Origin of the sequence: Streptomyces sp. NPDC102279 (genome assembly GCF_044766365.1) — a bacterium.
Lineage (GTDB): Bacteria > Actinomycetota > Actinomycetes > Streptomycetales > Streptomycetaceae > Streptomyces.
Genome location: NZ_JBIWLU010000003.1, coordinates 521,898 through 539,791, shown reverse-complemented (window position 1 = coordinate 539,791; position 17,894 = coordinate 521,898). Strand labels below are relative to the sequence as shown.

Genomic DNA, 17,894 nt, shown 5'->3' with positions numbered 1-17,894 from the left:
GTAGTCGGCTAGGCAAGTGACCTGGCTATAAGCCGATGACGGGGACCAACCAACCGCAGGCTGGAGCCCAGGTCTGCGGCCATAGCCGCCCTTGGCGCCTAACCAAGACCCAAGCGCTCCACCGGGCACCGATCGTCCCACCTGGCACCCCGCGCGGGTGCACCACTATGCACTCCGCGCAGGAAGCGGGCGGTCTCGGCTACGGCTTCCCTGCGGCCCTCGGCGCGGCGGCGGCCGATCCCTCCCGCCCGGTCCTCGCGGTGGTCTAGCAGGGCTGACACACGTCAGTCGCGAGGGGACAGCGCCGGTCGCCTTACGCAACCGCGCTCCGAGGTCGCGCGGAGCCGGTTGGACCAGGGCAAGCAGGTCTCCTTGTCAGTGCCTTGATTTACGGTGTCGCCCATGGCTCCATCTGAGATCACACGCGCGGGAATCCTGCGAGCGATTGAAGAGCACGACCGACTTGGAGTGGACTCGTTCCGTGCCACCTACGGCTTCCACGCGGCTGCCACCTACCTACTTGTGTACGAGGGGCGGCAGTACGACTCGAAGGCTATAGCCGGCGTCGCTCACAAGTACGACTTCGGCGAAGCTCTCAAGCCCTCAACGCCAGGGTTCAGCGGTGGCCTCAAGGCCGCCGTAGCGTGGCTGAGGCGGGAGGGCTTCACCGTCGTGGAGCTGCCCAAAACCTTCCACCGGCGCGTGGGAGACCTGCGGCCGGCACGGCGCGCGGCTGGCACGGCGTTGCACCGGCCTGTGCTTCTCCTGTGGGCGATCGGGCAGGCCATAGCTGGCGCTCCACGCATGCAGCCCTGGTCCACCACACGCGACGCCATAGCCCCGCTATTGGAGAAGTACGCCCACATCGAGGACGGCACGGCGGGCGCGCGCTACCCGTTTTGGGCACTCACGCGCGATGACTTGTGGATCTTGGATCGTGCGGAGGGCTTCGTCCTCACCAGCCGTGGACAGCGTCCCACCCTGGAGTCCTTGGATCAGGTCGACCCTACCGGCGGTCTCCGTGAGGATGACTGCGCTCTGCTGCAATCGCGCCCTGAAGCCGCGGCCTCTGCCGCAGCCAGCCTCATCATGCGTTACTTCTACCCGCTGCCTTCCGACCTGCTGAGGGACTTCGGGCTGCACGAACTGCTCGCCGGCCGGTGGGCCGACGCACTACGGCCGCAAATGGGCGAGACCTTCAAGGACCGCGACGCCATCTGGCGCGCCTACGGTGGCCAGAAGATGGCAGGGATCGGCTGTCTCGCTGATGGCATCTTGAGCGCCTTCTCGGATGACAAAGGCCCCTACGCTGACGGCCGCATGCCAGATACGAATTGGATCGCCTACGTCGGTGACGGTCTTTCCGGGGACCAAAGCATCACAGATGGCAACGAACTCATGGCCGAGTATCAGTCTGCTGGCCGCCCCCTGCGCTACTGGCACAAACCCTTCCAAGGACAATTCAGCTTCGAAACGTGGGCTGTCATCGTGCAACGCCGTTTGCGATGGGGCATCGGGGAAGACAAGCAGTGGCGACGCGAATACGTCTGGGTGCTTGCCCCTGTGCCCTCCCCAGAGCGCGAGGCTTGGCCGCCGGACGCCCTCGAAGCCTTGAATGCCGACACCCGCGAGCTTCACAACGACACGGACGCATACCGTCCAAGCGACCTGGACCCGCAACTACGCGATACCTCGGAGACCGACGAGGACGCCTACCGGCGCCTGACCCGGAACGCGGAAGCCAACGCCAATCGGCGGCAGGAGTTGAAGAAGCCATCACTCGCCGACCGCTACGTACGGGATCCCAGTGCAAGGGCGGCAGTTATGCGCCGCAGCAAGGGCAGTTGCGAGAGTCCCGAATGCGCCGGCCACCCGAAGGAGCGAACTACAGCAGGTCAGCCCATCTTGCAGGTCGACCATGTAAAAGACCTAGCTAAGGGCGGGCCCGACGCTCCCTGGAACATGATCGCCCTCTGCCCAAACTGTCACGCCCTAAAGACTTACGGCGTCAACAGGGAGAAGCTGCGTCGCCTCCTCGCTGCGACGGCACGGCTTCTGCACGTCGAGGCGCTTGGTTAGCCAGGCACCGGCCCCGTGCTCCCAAATCAACAGGGTGGTCGTGACCTGGCTGCCGGTTCACGGCCGATGAACTCTCCTGACAGGCAGCGCAACTGACGCAGACGGGGCGGCGCTAGCAGAGTTGTCAGCAGGGAGTCAACACGAACGCCGACAACTAGTCACTGCCCTCTAACGGAGAGTAGGCTCGCTGCGAACTGTGCGATCCAGGAGGTCCGTTGACGGCACGCCGACTGTTGCCCATCAATGCCTTGCTGGGTCTATGCACATCTCACGACATCAACCCAGCGCCCCTGGCCAGCACTGGCTTCCAAGTTGTTGCACTCGAAGCGCCCATTACCTGCGGTGGAAGCTCCAGCGTGGTCGCTGACGTGGTCCTGTTTCACCGAGAGGCCGCACACCTAGTCGTCTGCGAGAGTAAATCCGGCGCAAATGTTGAAGTCGATCAAGCTCGCCGGTACGGCAGGCTCCTACCTCAAAACGTGGTCAGGGCGGTGTCACTCAGCCTGCCTCACGCCATGGAGCTGTCGCTGGAGATCCTCTACGTCGGCCTCGAGGAGCATGCCGAACGCCTCACTCTCAGCCTGGACGCGGCCAAGGCCAATTGCCCCCTCCTCACGGTGTCGGACAAGTCGATCAAGCTCCTCCGCCCCGAGCACGCTTCTGCGAACCTGCTAGCCGGGATCCCTGCGGATGGAGTCGGCCTCTTGGCTCCCCCCACTAGCTACATCCCCTACGACCATGAGTCAGACGACACCGAGTTCGTAGTGCCAGTACGCGGCCGCCTTGTGCAAGCCGCATCACGGGGCGAGGTCTCCGTCACAGCACGCGGACTGGCCGAGGCATGCTGTCCTCGCTTCGGGCACTACGGCAGACAGGCCCGGGGGCAAATCGTGGCAAAGGTCGCCAAAGCCGCCCGCCAGATCGCCACTGAACACCCCGATACCTTTCGGTGCGCAATGAGCCCTGGCCGGGACGAGACGCTCGTTAACATCCTCCGAACACCTGAGGATTTCGACGCTCGTGGACGTACACAGGCTTATCAGGCCCTTTCGAGACGCTCGCGCTCCCGGCAGCGACTCCAAACGGACCCAAACCAGCTTGACCTGTTGCAGGAGCTGGGCGACGGTGACGATAGTGAAGACAACGAGGCAGAGGAGAGGCCATGACGACTCGGGCGACCATGGTCGAGAGCCTGCAAGACGCCTCCGGACCGACACGCACAGTAGTGCTAGAAGCACACTGCGGAGAGGCGAACCCCGAGAAGCGAATTCGCTCCATCTTCGGCACAGAGGAATACATTCCAACCGAAGACGCTTTCCTCTTCCGCGTATTCTCCGATGAGGGTGATTTTTGGGTAGACCAACTCGGAGATCGATTCTGGTCTGTGCATTCAAGCATGCCAATGCGCAAGCTAAATCCAATTCTTCATGAGAAAATCGAGAGACGTCGGGACCTCGATTGGATGTGGCTTCCATCAGGGCATCTAGAAAACGTGTGGCCAAACGCGGTTTCAAATCGTGTCCGAACGAAGTTTCACGGGAGAGATTTCCTAACCGAAGACGACCCAGCCCAAGATCTCACGATTAATCTGGCTGGGCGCGACGCTGAACGCTTGTTGAGGCACATTTCGAACGACGCAGAGTATCGATCTGCCGTCTCATTCGACAGTGTGCAAGTGTCGCTAAGCGATCCCGCCCTAGGTCGCATCAATGAAGGCATCGACAGAATGGGACGCTTTGCGGTCTCAGGGGATCTGGAATATCACTTCCAGTTCGTCGATACGGTTATCCGTCGGTATAGTCGACTCGTGAAGCTATTCGAGACGCGCGCGATTGACTGGTCTCCTGCGGCAGCGACCGGAGGGGTTGCGCTAACAGGATCCCCTATCGCGATTCGCTTCAGCCGCCAAATCCCTGACCTTGAGAGTTTCGCATCTAGCCTCTTTGCTTCACGGCAGCCATTCCGCCTATGGGGAGTGCCAGAACTGTCAGGGGAAGTAATTAGCGTCGAAGCCGTGGACCTACACGTGGGACACAGCTTGCGCATGGAGATTGGCCGCCAATGGATGCGCATTTACATTGGCGTTGGAACGTGCGGCAATACAATTGCCCGCCTAGTCAGCAATCTCCAACATCGCTTTGACAGTCAACTAGAATTCATCGACCCAGAACTACAATCCGCCCTGGAACTCGACGGCGAGGCAAGCACGCACGCGAATACTTTGAGTCCAAGCCTGTAACGGATTCGTTCAAAGTGAGAGCCGCACTGTAGAGCGGCTCATTTGGCATACCCGAACTACGGGCTGGGCCGTGACGTCGCCCGACAACTAAGTAAGTAAGTAAAAGGACTGCTCAGGTAGCGCCTGTGCCGTTGATGACTGGTCGCGCTCAAGCGGCGCATCGCAACCTCCCTTGCGAGATCTCGCGCGCTCTTTCATGCCTTCAGCAGCGACTGGATTCAAGCGATGCAGAGCTTAAGACGTCTCATGCCTCTCAGGGCTCTCCCGAAGCAGACGCCTTACGAGCTGTCCGATCTTGGCTTGGAGGCGTACATGGGCGTCCGCGAAGCAGGCTTTCCCCTGGTCGGTGGGGTTCGCGGACGTCCACGGACCCCTCTGAACGGTTTCGGACCAAGCATCAAATGAGACTGCAACTGAGACTGGCCCCTGGCCGATCGCTCTAATTGCCGTGCGCCACAGCGCTGCGCCCCGGCACCCTTGCCTCCATGACGAAGGTTGAGCAAGACAACACGCGGGCCACCACCGGCCTGGAAGCATTGACAATGCTGTTGGAATCGGACGTGGCAGCCTTTACCCCTACGTCGGATGATCAGCGGCCCTTCCTAGTCGGATGGGGCTTGCTGGCAGCCCTCCATGGTCAGGCGTCCGCAGTGGTACTGCTGCATCGCAAGGGGTTCGGCCACGAGGCAGCCCCCAATCGTCGCTTGATGATCGAGTACATGGCACAGATTCAATGGCTGGCAAGGGACGGTGGGGACGCCGTTGATTCTCTGAATAGGGCGTTCCAGCACACTCAGGACAAACTACGCAAGGCGATCGACCGTGGCGGCACCTTTTCGTACGACGACGAGGTAGCTGCGTCGGCCGATGCAGTCGCGTCGGCCGCTATCACACCCAACGCCGCCAACCAGTACGCGAATACCAGCAAGCTCCTGAACAGCCTGGCGACCAAAGGCTTGCTGGAAGTCTGGCTCAGCGAAACGCAGCTGTCGCACTCGGGACTGACGGCCGCTCAGTCATTCCGTGATGACTCTGGCGAGGCGGTGCGACTGCTCGCACGGCCGGAGTACGGGAAGGCTCCCGACCCGAGCGAGCGTTCGCCACTCATGGCCTGCCTGCTGCTCTACCTCGGCATGCAGGCGTTCAACGACTTGATGCCGGGCAAGCCCTGGGCCGCAGACCTTGACCGCATCGGGAGGGAGGTCGGGCTAATCGAGGACGAAAGCCCTGCCGGCCCTTGACGATGCCTCCTGGCAAGTACCGCTCGCCACCTCCACAAGCAGATGACCTACCAACTTCCCGCGGCTAGGCTCCTACTCCTCAGCCAGAGATGAGCAGGAGCCACCGCAGGACAGGAACGGCTTTCAGGGCCGCCGATCTCCAGCACGGAACATGCCTCCGACCCGGGGGTTCTCTCACTCCCGTTCGCAACTCTCACGTCTTGGTCCACTTATGGCCCGCAGTGAGCCGATGCCGGGCATCATTCCGTCATGGACGCAGGGATAGCCGCAGTGCTAGGTGCCGCCGCGGGCACCGTCGGAACCTTCGCCTCGGGTTGGGCATCACGGTCCGTGGCCAGGATGCAGGTGCACAGTGACGCCATCCGAGAGCGCACGGAGCCCCGGCGGGCATCCTACGAAGCCTTCGCGTCGTCCGCGGCAGCTCTGCAAAATCATCTCGCCCCTTGGATCACTCACGGACGACACTTCTTACCACCGAGTTTCCTCGCCGGAGATCGCTCAGAGGATAGCGGCGTCATTATTTCGCCGGACACCTTCAAAGAGGGCTACATATCGCGAGCTGTTGAACTGGCCGATGAGATAGCCACTAACGGGAGAAGAGTAATCCTAAACGGCCCCCTGACCATAGAGCCAGAGGCCACGAAAGTTATGGAACTCTCAAAATCACTCGTAGGCCTTTTTCGAGTCATGCATGAACTGAAGAGCGTAACGGATAATTTCCCGACAGCCATGGGATGGAAGACATCTCATCTACCTAAGGATCTAGAGCTTTTCAATAGCGCGTTGCGCGCATTCTTGAAGGTCGCCAGTTCCGCACTCGATCAGCACGCTAGCCAGAAGGGGCGGAAAGAGTAGAATGCAAGCGGAGGTAATTTCCGCCCTTATCGGGGCGGCCGTAGCCACACCCGCCGCAGCAGCCGCATATGCGGTGGGTCGACATCAGGCGACGGCTTCCATAAAGTCGGCGGAAACGCAAGTAGAAGGTCCTCACCACATGTGGCGCAGCGAGAACCAGCGGACCGCCTGGCTTGCCTTTACTGAGGCACTGGACGGCGCCGAGAACGTTCTCAGTCGCCCTCTCGACGCCATTGCATCGTGGGCAGAGTACGCCACCGAGGTCGCCGAGGCCGCGACCTGCGTAGATACTGAACTACGGAAAATTGAGTTCGAAGGGCCTGGAAAAATATACGCCCTGGCCGAGCAGGCATCGGCGAAACAGCGCGGTTTGGCGATTATCAGGTTTCAATTTGGCCCACTTATAGCGGCACAGGACAAATTCGATCTGGCTGTGGCTAAGGCGCGGCGAGCGCAAACATTGGGCATAAGCCAACCACTGGACGGTACGACTCTCGAAGCTCAAACCGCGCTTACCGCTACGAGAGCAGAAATTCTGCGCAACGGCCCGGTAGAACTGCCTATCGAAATCCGGCAAATGGCAGAGACGGCCATGGCACCATTTTCCGTAAATATGGACCCTCTCTCCCAGCAAATAATCCAGAACTTTACACAAGGACTCACTACTGGAGTTATCTCGATTTTTTCCTCGGCGCCGCAATCCGCAGTAGCGGCGAGAGGGAAGCTGCAAGAATGCACTTACCTGAGCGAGCAAGAAAGGATGGGCGTCCTGTATCTCTCCGCCTTCGGCGTCGCTCCCACATTTAAGAGAGTTATGGATTCATTCAACTCCACCTACAAAGCCACGCGAGCGATTTTCTTAAAGGAAGTCAATCAGCGTATGAGAGCAAAGCCAACCGAACCCGAATTGCCGGACATCGTGTAAGGTCGCATCGTGCTTGTACTTTTCGACCTAGACAACACGCTAATAGACCGTAGTGCCAGCCTGGACGAATGGGCTCGCGCCTTCATTCGCTCCCACTCCCTGCCCGGCGGGGCATACGCAATAATCTGCGCACAACTCTGCGAGCGGGCGTATCCCGAGGACTTCGTGGCACTTCAGACAGTGCTTGGGATCGGAGACGACCCCTGGAACCTTTGGCACGAGTACGTCGAAGGCGTTGCGCGCTCTGTGCGCTGCTTCCCCGGAGTCAGGGATGGGCTCGAAGCGCTGCGCGGCTCGGGGTGGACCATTGGCATCGCAACGAACGGCGCAGGGGACATCCAGCGGGCCAAGCTCGCTAGGTCGGGTCTCGCGCCGCTCTTCGACGGCATCTGTGTGTCAGAGGAAGTAGGAGTGCGGAAGCCGGCCCACGGCTTCTTCGAAGCCGCAGCGGCGGAATGTGGTGCGACGCTGAGCGCCGGAGGGTGGCTAGTAGGCGACAACCCTGACACGGACATGGGTGGGGCAAGGGCGGCGGGGCTAAAGACGTTGTGGGTGGCCAATGGACGGGAATGGCCCGATGGCCTCGACGCGCCGGACGTCATGGTGTCGGACATCGCGGAGGCCATCGAGGTTCTGCAAAGGAGTACGGTCTAGGGCAACTCGTCGTGCAGGCTGGTGTGCAGCTCGTCCAGTACAAGTGCGAGATCCGGCGACACGTCTTTAAGGCCCGTCCAGCGATCCATCACGGCGCCTGCGGCCATGGCCAGCTCAGACGGGAGGCCCACCTCTTCGAGAGCGTGCGCCGCCTCCTTCATTTCGGGGCCCCAACGCCATGATCGGGCAGCGACCTTTGGGAGGTAGCCGGTCTCTGCCAGGTAGCTGGTCGTACGCTCTTCGGCGATGTCGAGTAGCTCAGCCTCTACCCCGTGATCACTAGCGAGGGCGTACGCGACGGCCGCTAGTACGCGGCTCGCCTTCTGATAGCTGCTGTACGACAACTTGAGGGCGGAGGCCTGCCCGATGCCGCCAGGCAAGAGGCGCGCTTGCACGGCACTTCCGTCGAAGAGGCGGGCGCCCAAGGCCACAGCGTCGGCAGGTCCAGAAAGGTAGAGGCGAGTGTTCTTCGAGTTCGACGGCGGGGACCCGATCACGGAGCCGTCAACCGCGGTCGCGCCAGAACACTGAACGATGGCACTGATGTTGGCCATCGTTGCTGGGGAAACCGCGTTCCCATCGACGTAGATACGGGCATACGAGCACGCCGCGACGTCACGCGCCACGTCCTCAGCGGCGGCCGGCGGGCAGAGACTCAGGATGATGTCCGCCCTCTCGGCCATCTCTCCCAACGCGTTTACAGGGGTGAGCCCATATCGTTTGGCTCGGGCTTGACTGCTCGCACTGCGCCCGGCCGGGCACCAGAGCACCTCAGCGCCGGAGCGCCTAACCTGACCAGCGACGGCAGCCCCCATGCTGCCCGGGTGCAGGATGCCGACCGTCGTCATCCGACAAGCTCCCGAATGTTCCGGTCCTCGGCTGAGGCATTGGTCGCGAGGGCGTCGATGATGGCGTCGGCGGACTCGGTGGGGCTGAGCCGATCGGTCCGGAGCGCTAGGGTCCAAGGCTCGGTTTCGTGGGCCAACAGGTCCTCTCGGGTCTCGTGCCAAACCTTCACCCGGGCCTCCGCATCCCTGTCCCCGCGGCTGATGGAACGCGACTCCGTAACATCCAGGGGACACCACAAGAGCACACGGATCCAGTTCAGTGGAAAGGTAGCAACCGCACTGGCCCCCAGGACCTGCCCCATATGTAGAACGGGGATGCGGTTGGCGTCCACCAAAGCAGCGATGCCCTTCCAGTCGATGGCGTACTCAGCTTCATAGCGGGCGTTGCGGTAAAGGAGCGCTCCGGCCCGCGACAGTGCTTCGATGTGCTCAGCGGTCGTAAGCCGGTATCCCGCCGTACGCCCAGGCCCAGCCTTGAGACGCTCGAACAGCGCGAACTCCGCGCGGAGTCGCGACAGTTCACCAGTGATGGTGTCCTTTCCAACGCCGGGCGGCCCGTAAAGGATCACGCCCGAAGATGTCACAGTCCACCGCCACTCAGCACATCGCGCGCCTCATCGACAAGGGCGACGGCAGCGCCAAGGCTGTTGTCGACGACAAAATGTGGGCCCTGCGGACGGAAATTCAGGTCGAGTCCTGACGCGTACTCCTCCCACGCTTCCATTTTCCAGGCGTCACGTGCCGCACCTCGGAATTCGATATACTCGCGCATCGATTCGAGATCACACTCAACCCATATGGTTGCAACCGAAACCCGCTTTGACCGACAACGGTTTTGGAAGCGCTGCATCCACTCAGCTTGGGCGTATTCGGCGATGAACGGGGCGTCAAGAATTGCCGATATTCCGCAATCCAAGTTGTCCCATGCAGATTCCATGAGGCACCGGTATTCTAGCGGCCGGACCTGCTCGCGATAGAGCTGCGAACTCCGGTCGTGCGCCTCCCCACCCAGCGACACGAGCAGTCGGTCAACCAGCGGACGCGTCAGTGAGTCTTTGTCGAGGATCGGCCAACCAGTGAGCCCTCCGAGAAACTTCGCGAACTCCGACTTTCCCGATCCGGCGTAACCCCCTACCAACACCACGGTTGGCCCATCAGTGCTTACCCCTGCTGCGTGGCGGCTCCATGCATTTATCACACGGTTACGCAGAGCCTCACTGTCCACGCCATCCGTACCTTCGCGGATGCTGCTCAGCGCCTTACGTACTGCGTCCGGCTGATCGGGGAGCTTTCGCTCAGCGGAAGCGGGTGCCGGTACGGATTCCACAGGGGCATCCTCTCCGGGCAGAGCCTTACGGAAGCCGAGTTGAGCCTCATTGCGACGATAGAGGCGGCAGTACGCCCGGCGGTAATGCGGACCGGGATACACCGAACCCTTTTCGTGGCCCCAGATCGTCTGGAAGTTTGCGGCGACATTGAAACCGTGCCGCTCCGCGATTTCGCGGAGCTTCTCCCCTGTGTCTTCAAGAGTGAGCCCTATCTCCTCGCGGTGCATCCGCAGGAGATCCGGCTTCCAGTCTGGGTGCTTCCGAGCCATCTGCCCCTCCTAGATAGCTAGTCGGAGCCGCGAGTGTAGCGGTCCGACTAGCACAGTGGAAATTCGTGATAGCGCATGTGTAAGCGGATGTATAAAACCGCTCGGACTTTCTCAGCTAGCGGGACGTGATACCGGTTTTCACGCCGCGGCGGTGAACTTGAGGCACATCGAACGAGGAGGTTCAGATGCCCCACGGCACGGTCTTTCAGGCCTCACCCTGGCTTGCTCGAAGGTCAGCTAGCTTCCAGGGTCGCGACACGTTGACGCAGCTCGCCAACTTCGGTCCGGAGCTTCTCGACTTCCTGGCGCAGCTCGGCCACGGCCCCGCCCGGATCGGCCAACTGCGCAGCGGAACGGCCGGCGCCAGCAGTCAGAAACACGCCCTTGCCCTGATGGCTGACGACAAGCCCGTCAGTCTTCAACTGACCGATGGCGGCTCGCGCCACGGTCACCGTGACGCCGTACGCCTTCTGAAGGTCGCCGTACGAGGGGAGTTGGCCAGTACTGGCGAACTCGTCATTCGCGATGCGTCGCCGCAGGTCATCGGCCACCTGCTGATAGGCGAACTGTTTGCCGGTCCACTCGACCATCCGCACCCCAACTCTTGTTCGGTCCCTGCCTCATAGTGCCCGTGTCGCAGAGGTAGAACCAGCGCCCCACGCCGCTTGTTCCGTGAGAAGACTTGACGCACTCTGCCTCAGAGTGCACTCTGAGGCAGAGTTGAGAAAGTGACTCAGCCTGCAAGGGGCAGAACACCTAATCAACCTGTTTGACCTGCACGAATGCGCATGGCGGGGACGCTGCAATCCCGCGAAAGGCCAGAGGGACAGGGCTTCGGCCCGACTGGCGAGGTGGCCCGGTGACCGCGAGCAACGGCCGGAGAGTGGGGACAAGGTCCCCCTTGCAGTGTGTTTGCCCTGTTCAGCAAGCCGAAGGAGTCCCAGTGAGTCAACGAATGCGATGGGCGCAGCCGTGACCGACCGGCACGGCGGCGCCGCTTCACTCCCGGTCCGTGAGCGCGATCGAGCGCCACGGCCAACCGGTCACTTCCGATCGATCCGCGGCGGCTAGCGCTGCGGCCGGTTGCCTCCCCCGCCCGTCCGGCCCGCGAGGTCGTACGGGCGAGGTCGAGGGGAGCCGGGGCCGGCATCACCGGCCAAGGTCCGTCACCCATACCGATACGGCGCGCCCCCGGAGCTGGAACTCCGGGGGCGCTTTGGGCCGTACCAGAGCTAGGAGACACGACCCATGAAGTGCATCGTTGCTGGTCATGTGGCTGTTACGCCCGTCGAGTTCGCGGAGCTGGCGTTCGGCATCGACCTTGAGCTGTTCACCGGCCCCGGCAGGGAGTCGGACCTGGAGCGGGCGGCGCGGCTGGACGTGGCGCGGGAAGTCCTCGCGGAGCTGCGCGAGAGCGACCCGGAGGCCGCCGCGTTCGCCGAATCGCTGCTGCGCATGAGCCCGCTCATCTCCCCCCCGGGCGTTCGCCGTTCGCGCCGCACCACGAAGCGTCAGGGTGGCCGCTGCACCGCCGGAACGCAGGTGGCGGCATGACGGAGCCATTGACCCTGGCCGGTCTGTCCGTACCGATGCGGGCACTGCGCACGCTGGCCGCCGAGTACGGCGACCTGCCCACACCGACCGTGGGTATCACCCCGATCTTCCCCGAGCGTCTGGACCTGTCGCTGCACAACGGGCTCGGTGAGTTCGAGTCGTGGCGATTGGCTCTGGACATCCGCCCGGAGCACGTGGAGTTGCGTGAGCAGTCCGGCGACACATGGACGCTCCGCGGGACCGCCCCCTACGCCGGTGCTGAGATCCACCTGATCGCCTACGGGCCCACCCTCAACAGCATGCAGGCGGTCGCCGGGGACGGGGGCCGCGATGCTTGAGTCCCTGTCCGCGGAGCAGATCCGCTCCGCTGAGAAGACGCTCTCCTACGGGACGTGGGCCATCACCGCGGGCGCGGTGCTGTTCTCCGTTCTCACGGTCACGCCGCTGGTCGAACGGGTCACCCCGGACGGCTGGGACCGCACGGCGCCGATCCTTCCCCTGGTTGTGGATACCGCGGTGGTCATCGTGGTCCGCCTGGATGCAACCGTGGCCCGACTGGGCGGAACGTCCGGGGCGTGGCCGGCCGTGCTGCGGTGGATGACCGGTCTCATGACGCTGCTCCTGAACATCGGGGACAGTGCCCTGGACGGGGACACGGTCGGTGTCGCGGTCCACTCCGTGGCGCCGCTCCTGCTGATCGCCACTGCCGAAGCGGGGCTCTCCTACCGGCGTGCGATCAATCGAGCCGTGGACCGGATCGAGCGTTCACGGGTCGCTGAGATCGAGCAGCGTGAACAGCAGCAGCGGGCCGACCGTGAACGCGAACGGGCGGACCGTGAACACCGTGAACAGCAGGCTCGCGATCACGCCGAAAGGCTCGAACGCGAGCGTGTCGATCGGGAGGCTTCCGAGCGGGCCGCGGAGCGCGACCACACGGCCCGGATGGAGCGTGAACGCCAGGACCGTGAGGCCGAAACCCGTCGTGAGCAGCGCGAACACGAAGAACGCGTCCGGCGCGAAGAGCAGCAGCGCGAGGATGCGTTGCGCCGTGAACAGCGTGAACAGGCGGACCGTTCACGGGCCGACCGGCAGGCCCGGGAGGTCGTCTCCCTAGCCCGCGAGACGGTTGAGCGGGAGAGCGTGAACACCGTGAACGGCGTCGTGAACACCGCCGTGAACAGCCGGCCGACCCCGTTCACGAAGATGCCCGAGGACGACGCTCGCGCCTACCTCCGCTCGTTCGGAGAGGGCGAGAAGTCGGTGCGGCAACTCGCGGAAGAGACCGGCTGGTCGATCGGCTGGGTCGCCACCCGGCTGCGCGAGAGCAGCGCGGAGGAGAGCGAGCCGGCTGAGGCTGCCGTCTGATGGCCTCCGTACCGGTCTACTCCTGGCGCCTCGCCCCCGACGGTCTCGCCACGATCCGGCAGCTCCGTGCCCGGGGGTTACGGCCCGGCGGGCAGGACGTGGCTGCGCAGATCGAGCGGCCCCGCTATCGGCGCGGCCCGTTGGTCGCCTACCTGTACGAGATCGACAAGGCCAAGCCCGTACGCCCGATGACGCCGGCGAAATGGGCTGCTCTGGCCAAGGCCAACACCGCGCGCCGCACGTGCCCGGAGTGCAGCAGGGATGCCGGATACGTCATCCCCGCCACGCTCGGCATGTGCGTGACCTGCGCCTATCCCGAGGAACAGTGCATCGCCTGAACATCCCATCCGAGTAGAGGAGTTCGAGTGAAAAGCACTCGTCACCGCGTCCTCACCGCGTGCGCCGCCGCTCTCAGTGCGGCGCTGGCTGTCGCTATCGGCGTGCGGCTGTCCGGCTACGGCGTGCCGCCCGTGCTGCTGCTGGCCTGCTGCCTGTCCTGCGTGGCCACCTTCGCCAGTCTGCTGTTCCGCCTGATCAGCGCCATGTCGACCACCATCCACCGCTGTGGGCGGGCCGGCTGCGACTTCTCGGTGAGCCTCACCCACACGGACAGCGCGGAAAACCGGCGCTGGCAGGAGATCGCCGCGAGCCACCCGCACCGCACCCACTGAACTGCGCATTTCCCCTAATTCGGCAGGCCCGGCCGGACGACCTCTCACAGACACCAGCCGGGCCCTACTCCGCTTAAGGAGTGCTCACAGCATGACGGACCTCAGTACAGAACCGGTAGCCGTTCCGGCTGCCCCCACCACACCCCCGCCCCCGCCCGCGCAGCCCAAGACCGCAGCCAAAGACGTGAAGGAGGTCGACCACACGCCCGGCGGCTGGCCGATCGTCCCGCTCGCCCTGTCCGGTGCCAACGGCACCGTCGGCGCGGTCGCCGCCGCTTCCCTGGCAGGCGGGCCGATCGCCGCGGCGGTGGCCGCGACCGGCATGGTCGTCCTCGGCACCATCGCCGCCGCCCGCTCGCGCAAGCCCAACGACCGCCGCGACGCCCGCCGGCAGGCGGCCCGCACCGCCGGCCGCGACACAGCCCGCAGAACCGGTACGGGCAGTCACGGCAGCGGCGGGAGTCGCTCGGGCGGCTCGCGCTCCGGTAATTCCGGTGGCCGGTCGGGCAAGGTGCCCGGCCAGCACCGCCGCAGCAACGGCGGCAGCACGGCCCGCCACGGCAGCACCGGCGGAAAGACGCTCACCAAGACCGGCAACGGCCTGTCCAAGCACGCAGCCCCCACGCACAGTGTGGGCGCGGGCAAGGGAGCTGCGGGCCGGTTGGGGCAGGTCAAGGCTCTGCGAGCCGCGCAGAAGGACGCGGCCGGCTCGCGGGGCGGGCAGCGGAAACAGACGACCGACGCCCGCCGCGCGGTCGCCGACGCCCGCCGCAACGCCAAGACCGCCAAGACCGGCGGGGCCGGCAACAGCCGATCGGGCAAGCGCACGAGTCCCGCAAGTCGCCTACTCGGAGGCACCGCCCGCAAGGCACGGGCCATGCGGGATGCAGCGGTGGCCAAGCAGCGCAACAAGCGGGACGCCAAGACCGGCGGCACCGTCGCAGCCCAGCGGGCGCAGGTCCGCAAGGCCCCGGCCCGTAAGGCGGCCCGGCAGGCGTTGCGCCGGTCCGCGGCCCGCTTCCACGGCCGCCGTCTGCTCGCCGCGCTGCTCGCGCTGCCGGTCGGGTTGCTCGGCTGCCTGTCGACCTGGATCGGCCGGAAGTTCCGCCTCCCCGCCCTGATCCACCCCGGACGGCGCCTGTTCCGGCGGATGGTGCAGACCGCGGGAGAGCAGCGCGCGGCCCGGGATGCGACCGCCCGCGAGAAGCAGCGCGAGCAGGAGGCTGCCGCGGATGCGGCAGCCTCGAAGGACGGCACAGACGGTATCGCGGACGGCGTTGCCCGGCCCGCGGCCACGGTTCCCACCAGCACGAACATCCCTGTGAGTGAAGGAGAGCACGTGTCCGGATTCCGGTTCGAAGAGGCCGCTGCCGAGATGGAGCAGGCCGCCAACCAGTACGAGCCCGAGAACGCCATGGAGATCCTCGCCATGGTCGAAGGGCTCCCGGCCGCGCTCACCGCGGTCGCCAACGTCATGAAGATCCTCGCCGAACGCTCCGACTCCGAGTTCCCGCTGGAGAAGGAGGTCGCCGACGGGTTCAACGACATCTTCGGCGCCCTGATGAGCGCGGTCGCGGTCGCAGAGGACATGGGGCCGCTGTTCCGCCAAGCGCACGAGCAGGACATCGCCCGGCACGAGGACCCCCGCAACGGCACCGACGCTGAGAAGGGCTGGAACGTCTGACATGAGCAGCACCGCCACCGCCAAGAAGCAGCAGAGCAGTGGCCCGGTGCTGGACTGGAGCGCCGGTCACGGACCCGTGACCGGCGCTCTGTCCGCCACCACCGGAGCCTTCGCCCTCGCCACCACCGGCGCCGCAACCGCCATGCCCCCCGGCTGGGCCCTCGCAGTCGGCGCCGCCGGCGCCCTCGGTCACACCGTCGCCGGCATCCGGGTCCGCAACGCCGGCCGCACCCTCGCCACCAAAGCCGCATCCTGGCTGGTCGGCGCAGGCTGGACCACGTGGGCCATGACGCACGGCCCGCTCACCTGGACCGCCCTCGGATCCCTCGCCACCATCGGCGTGGGCATCGGCGCCGCCGCACGCTCCGTCGCCCTGTACGAGGAGGCGCGTGAGGACGAAGCCAACGCCGCTGAACAACGTCTAATCGCTGCGGAGTTGTCCGCGGAGCGGCGTGCGATCGCCGCGGAATGGGTCGACCGCATCCAGCGCGTCTGCTCCATCAGCGTCCGCGTCGTCGGTGTGGAGATGTGGAAGACCGGCGCCGGATACTCCATCGACGCCGAACTCCCGCCCGGCGGCGCCACCTGGAACAAGATTGCAGGCGAGTCGCCGCGGCTGTCCGCCGATGCGCGGCTGCCGCACGGCTGCACCGCCACTGCCTCCCCCGGCATCCACCAGGGCCGCGTCATCATCGACGTGACCACCGTCAACGTGCTGGAAGAAGTGCGCAACTACCCCGCGGACTACGGGCCGCTCTCCGTGCACACCGGCATCCCCTGGGGGTACCGGACGAACGCGAAAGAGGTTCTCGCCTACCTGCGCGAGCAGTGCGCCCTGATCGTCGGCCCGACCGGTTCGGGCAAGACGAACATGGTCCACAACATTCTCGCCGGGTTCGCCCGCGCTGAGGACATGCTCACGTGGGTGATCGACCTCAACGCCGGCTCCGCCGGACTCCCTTGGGTCCTCCCGGCGCTGAACGGGGAGCTGACGCGGGAGGACGGCAAGCCTGTGCGGCCCGGGGTCGACTGGCTGGCAGGGACGTACGAGGACGCCGCGGCCATGCTCGATGCCGCGGTGCGCGTGGCCAAGCAGCGCAAGATGGGCTACCAGGACGTGTTGTCCAAGGCCAACACGGACCTGCTGCCGGTCAACGCGAAGATCCCGCAGATCATGCTCGTCATCGACGAGGGCGCGGAGATCCTGGCCAGCACCGACCGGCAGATCCGCAAGCTCGCCGAGAAGCTCACCGAGGTCATCCGCATCGCCCGCGCCATGGGCGTCCGCACCGTCATCACCGCCCTCGGCGCCACCGGCAGCGTCCTCAACAACCTCATGATCCGCCGCGAAGCAAAGGTCCGCGTCGCCCTCACCGGCGGCGAGACCGAAGGCATGGACCTGAGCAAGATGTTCCCCGGCAGCCGCGGGCTCCGAGTCGACCAGGCCCCGCACAAGGGTGCCGGGTTCATGAGCACCCCGGAATCGCCGGCCGCGCTGTTCAAGTCGTGGCGGATCCTCCCCAACCAGATCCGGGAGATCACCGCCGCAACATCCGACCGGCACCCCACGCTCGATGACGTGTCCGCGAAGGCCGCCGGCCCCGCCTACGCGCGGCGCTGGGATGCCGAGCGCACCGCATGGATGCGCGATCAGGTCGTCTCGGACGACGCCGGCGACGACTCGCCGACGACGCCCGGACTGCGACTGTCCGCCCTGAGCGAGCAGCAGGAGTCCCCCGAGGACGCGTTGGCTCGCCGCTTCCGGGAGGAGATCGACGCGCAGTTCGGCACCGTCCCCGAGCCCGGGATTTCAGAGCCGAACGACGTGACGGAGCACCCGGCCGGACTGAACCTGTCGGCCCTGCGAAGCGAGGAAGACAGCCCCGCGCAACAGGCCGCACTCGCCGCGCTGATCGCCGCCGGGCCCGCCGGGACGGGAGCGTCCGCGATCGCTCGCGCACTGGAGGACGCGTTCGGCACGACGCGTCAGACGGTCGTGGGGTGGCTGAAAACGTGGGCACGGGACGGCACCGCCGTGCGTGTCGGGGAGGGCACGAAAGCCCGCTACGTCCACCGCTCCCACAACGCCAACGACTGATCGCTTGTCGCTTGTCGTCCCTCCCACGCCGCATGTCGTCCGAGGGTCCCGTGGGGCCCGGATACGGCTTGTGACCTGGGAGGC

At 64.9% G+C, this 17,894-nt stretch carries 18 protein-coding genes and 1 pseudogene; 15 read left to right on the top strand and 4 right to left on the bottom strand.

Annotated features, from left to right (window positions below; all coding sequences use genetic code 11):
* Window positions 1-149: 149 nt before the first annotated feature.
* The 8 genes and pseudogenes from ACIRQH_RS09230 to ACIRQH_RS09195 form a co-directional block, all read left to right on the top strand.
* A pseudogene (locus ACIRQH_RS09230) lies at window positions 150-263 on the top strand (thiamine pyrophosphate-dependent enzyme); the annotation flags it as partial.
* A 139-nt stretch (window positions 264-402) separates the two neighbouring features.
* Window positions 403-2,079 (top strand): HNH endonuclease, encoded by a 1,677-nt coding sequence (locus ACIRQH_RS09225; RefSeq protein ID WP_404224916.1) that lies wholly within the window; start codon window positions 403-405, stop codon window positions 2,077-2,079.
* Between the two features lie 356 nt (window positions 2,080-2,435).
* Complete coding sequence (locus tag ACIRQH_RS09220; protein WP_404224914.1) at window positions 2,436-3,245, top strand: hypothetical protein; 810 nt, start codon at window positions 2,436-2,438, stop codon at window positions 3,243-3,245.
* On the top strand, window positions 3,242-4,318 hold the full coding sequence (locus ACIRQH_RS09215) for a hypothetical protein (protein ID WP_404224912.1): 1,077 nt from the start codon (window positions 3,242-3,244) through the stop codon (window positions 4,316-4,318). The genes ACIRQH_RS09220 and ACIRQH_RS09215 overlap by 4 nt, the downstream gene beginning before the upstream one ends.
* Window positions 4,319-4,803: 485 nt before the next feature.
* Window positions 4,804-5,559, top strand: a complete 756-nt coding sequence (locus ACIRQH_RS09210) for a hypothetical protein (protein ID WP_404224910.1) — start codon at window positions 4,804-4,806, stop codon at window positions 5,557-5,559.
* 249 nt (window positions 5,560-5,808) lie between these two features.
* The gene (locus tag ACIRQH_RS09205) at window positions 5,809-6,414 is read left to right on the top strand and encodes a hypothetical protein (protein WP_404224908.1); all 606 of its coding nucleotides are present in this window, start codon (window positions 5,809-5,811) and stop codon (window positions 6,412-6,414) included.
* 139 nt (window positions 6,415-6,553) lie between these two features.
* Entirely contained in the window at window positions 6,554-7,339 is a 786-nt protein-coding gene (locus ACIRQH_RS09200; RefSeq protein ID WP_404224906.1) for a hypothetical protein, read from the top strand.
* A gap of 9 nt (window positions 7,340-7,348) precedes the next feature.
* A complete protein-coding gene (locus ACIRQH_RS09195) occupies window positions 7,349-7,993 on the top strand; it encodes an HAD family hydrolase (RefSeq protein WP_404224904.1) in 645 nt (214 codons plus the stop codon).
* Here ACIRQH_RS09195 and ACIRQH_RS09190 read toward each other — a convergent pair.
* The 4 genes from ACIRQH_RS09190 to ACIRQH_RS09175 all read right to left on the bottom strand — a co-directional run bounded on the left by ACIRQH_RS09190 (window position 7,990) and on the right by ACIRQH_RS09175 (window position 11,028).
* The gene (locus tag ACIRQH_RS09190) at window positions 7,990-8,841 is read right to left on the bottom strand and encodes a DUF1932 domain-containing protein (RefSeq protein ID WP_404224902.1); all 852 of its coding nucleotides are present in this window, start codon (window positions 8,839-8,841) and stop codon (window positions 7,990-7,992) included. The genes ACIRQH_RS09195 and ACIRQH_RS09190 overlap by 4 nt on opposite strands.
* Window positions 8,838-9,410: a guanylate kinase gene (locus tag ACIRQH_RS09185; protein WP_404224900.1), complete on the bottom strand. Its 573-nt coding sequence runs from the start codon at window positions 9,408-9,410 to the stop codon at window positions 8,838-8,840. The genes ACIRQH_RS09190 and ACIRQH_RS09185 overlap by 4 nt, the downstream gene beginning before the upstream one ends.
* Before the next feature lie 11 nt (window positions 9,411-9,421).
* Window positions 9,422-10,438, bottom strand: a complete 1,017-nt coding sequence (locus ACIRQH_RS09180; RefSeq protein ID WP_404224898.1) for an AAA family ATPase — start codon at window positions 10,436-10,438, stop codon at window positions 9,422-9,424.
* A 233-nt stretch (window positions 10,439-10,671) separates the two neighbouring features.
* Window positions 10,672-11,028, bottom strand: coding sequence for a GntR family transcriptional regulator (locus ACIRQH_RS09175; RefSeq protein ID WP_404225024.1), 357 nt, complete (start codon window positions 11,026-11,028; stop codon window positions 10,672-10,674).
* 658 nt (window positions 11,029-11,686) lie between these two features.
* On the opposite strand from ACIRQH_RS09175, the gene ACIRQH_RS09170 reads away from it, so the two are divergent.
* The 7 genes from ACIRQH_RS09170 (at window position 11,687) to ACIRQH_RS09140 (ending at window position 17,810) form a co-directional block, all read left to right on the top strand.
* Window positions 11,687-11,992, top strand: a complete 306-nt coding sequence (locus tag ACIRQH_RS09170; protein WP_404224896.1) for a hypothetical protein — start codon at window positions 11,687-11,689, stop codon at window positions 11,990-11,992.
* A complete protein-coding gene (locus ACIRQH_RS09165; protein WP_404224894.1) occupies window positions 11,989-12,330 on the top strand; it encodes a hypothetical protein in 342 nt (113 codons plus the stop codon). Before ACIRQH_RS09170 ends, ACIRQH_RS09165 begins: the two co-directional genes overlap by 4 nt.
* Window positions 12,323-13,357: a DUF2637 domain-containing protein gene (locus tag ACIRQH_RS09160; protein WP_404224892.1), complete on the top strand. Its 1,035-nt coding sequence runs from the start codon at window positions 12,323-12,325 to the stop codon at window positions 13,355-13,357. The genes ACIRQH_RS09165 and ACIRQH_RS09160 overlap by 8 nt, the downstream gene beginning before the upstream one ends.
* Entirely contained in the window at window positions 13,357-13,695 is a 339-nt protein-coding gene (locus tag ACIRQH_RS09155; protein WP_404224890.1) for an RRQRL motif-containing zinc-binding protein, read from the top strand. The genes ACIRQH_RS09160 and ACIRQH_RS09155 overlap by 1 nt, the downstream gene beginning before the upstream one ends.
* A gap of 27 nt (window positions 13,696-13,722) precedes the next feature.
* Window positions 13,723-14,028, top strand: a complete 306-nt coding sequence (locus ACIRQH_RS09150; protein WP_404224888.1) for a hypothetical protein — start codon at window positions 13,723-13,725, stop codon at window positions 14,026-14,028.
* Between the two features lie 91 nt (window positions 14,029-14,119).
* Entirely contained in the window at window positions 14,120-15,712 is a 1,593-nt protein-coding gene (locus ACIRQH_RS09145; RefSeq protein WP_404224886.1) for a hypothetical protein, read from the top strand.
* Window position 15,713: 1 nt separating this feature from the next.
* Complete coding sequence (locus ACIRQH_RS09140; RefSeq protein WP_404224884.1) at window positions 15,714-17,810, top strand: hypothetical protein; 2,097 nt, start codon at window positions 15,714-15,716, stop codon at window positions 17,808-17,810.
* The last annotated feature ends 84 nt before the right edge of the window (window positions 17,811-17,894 follow it).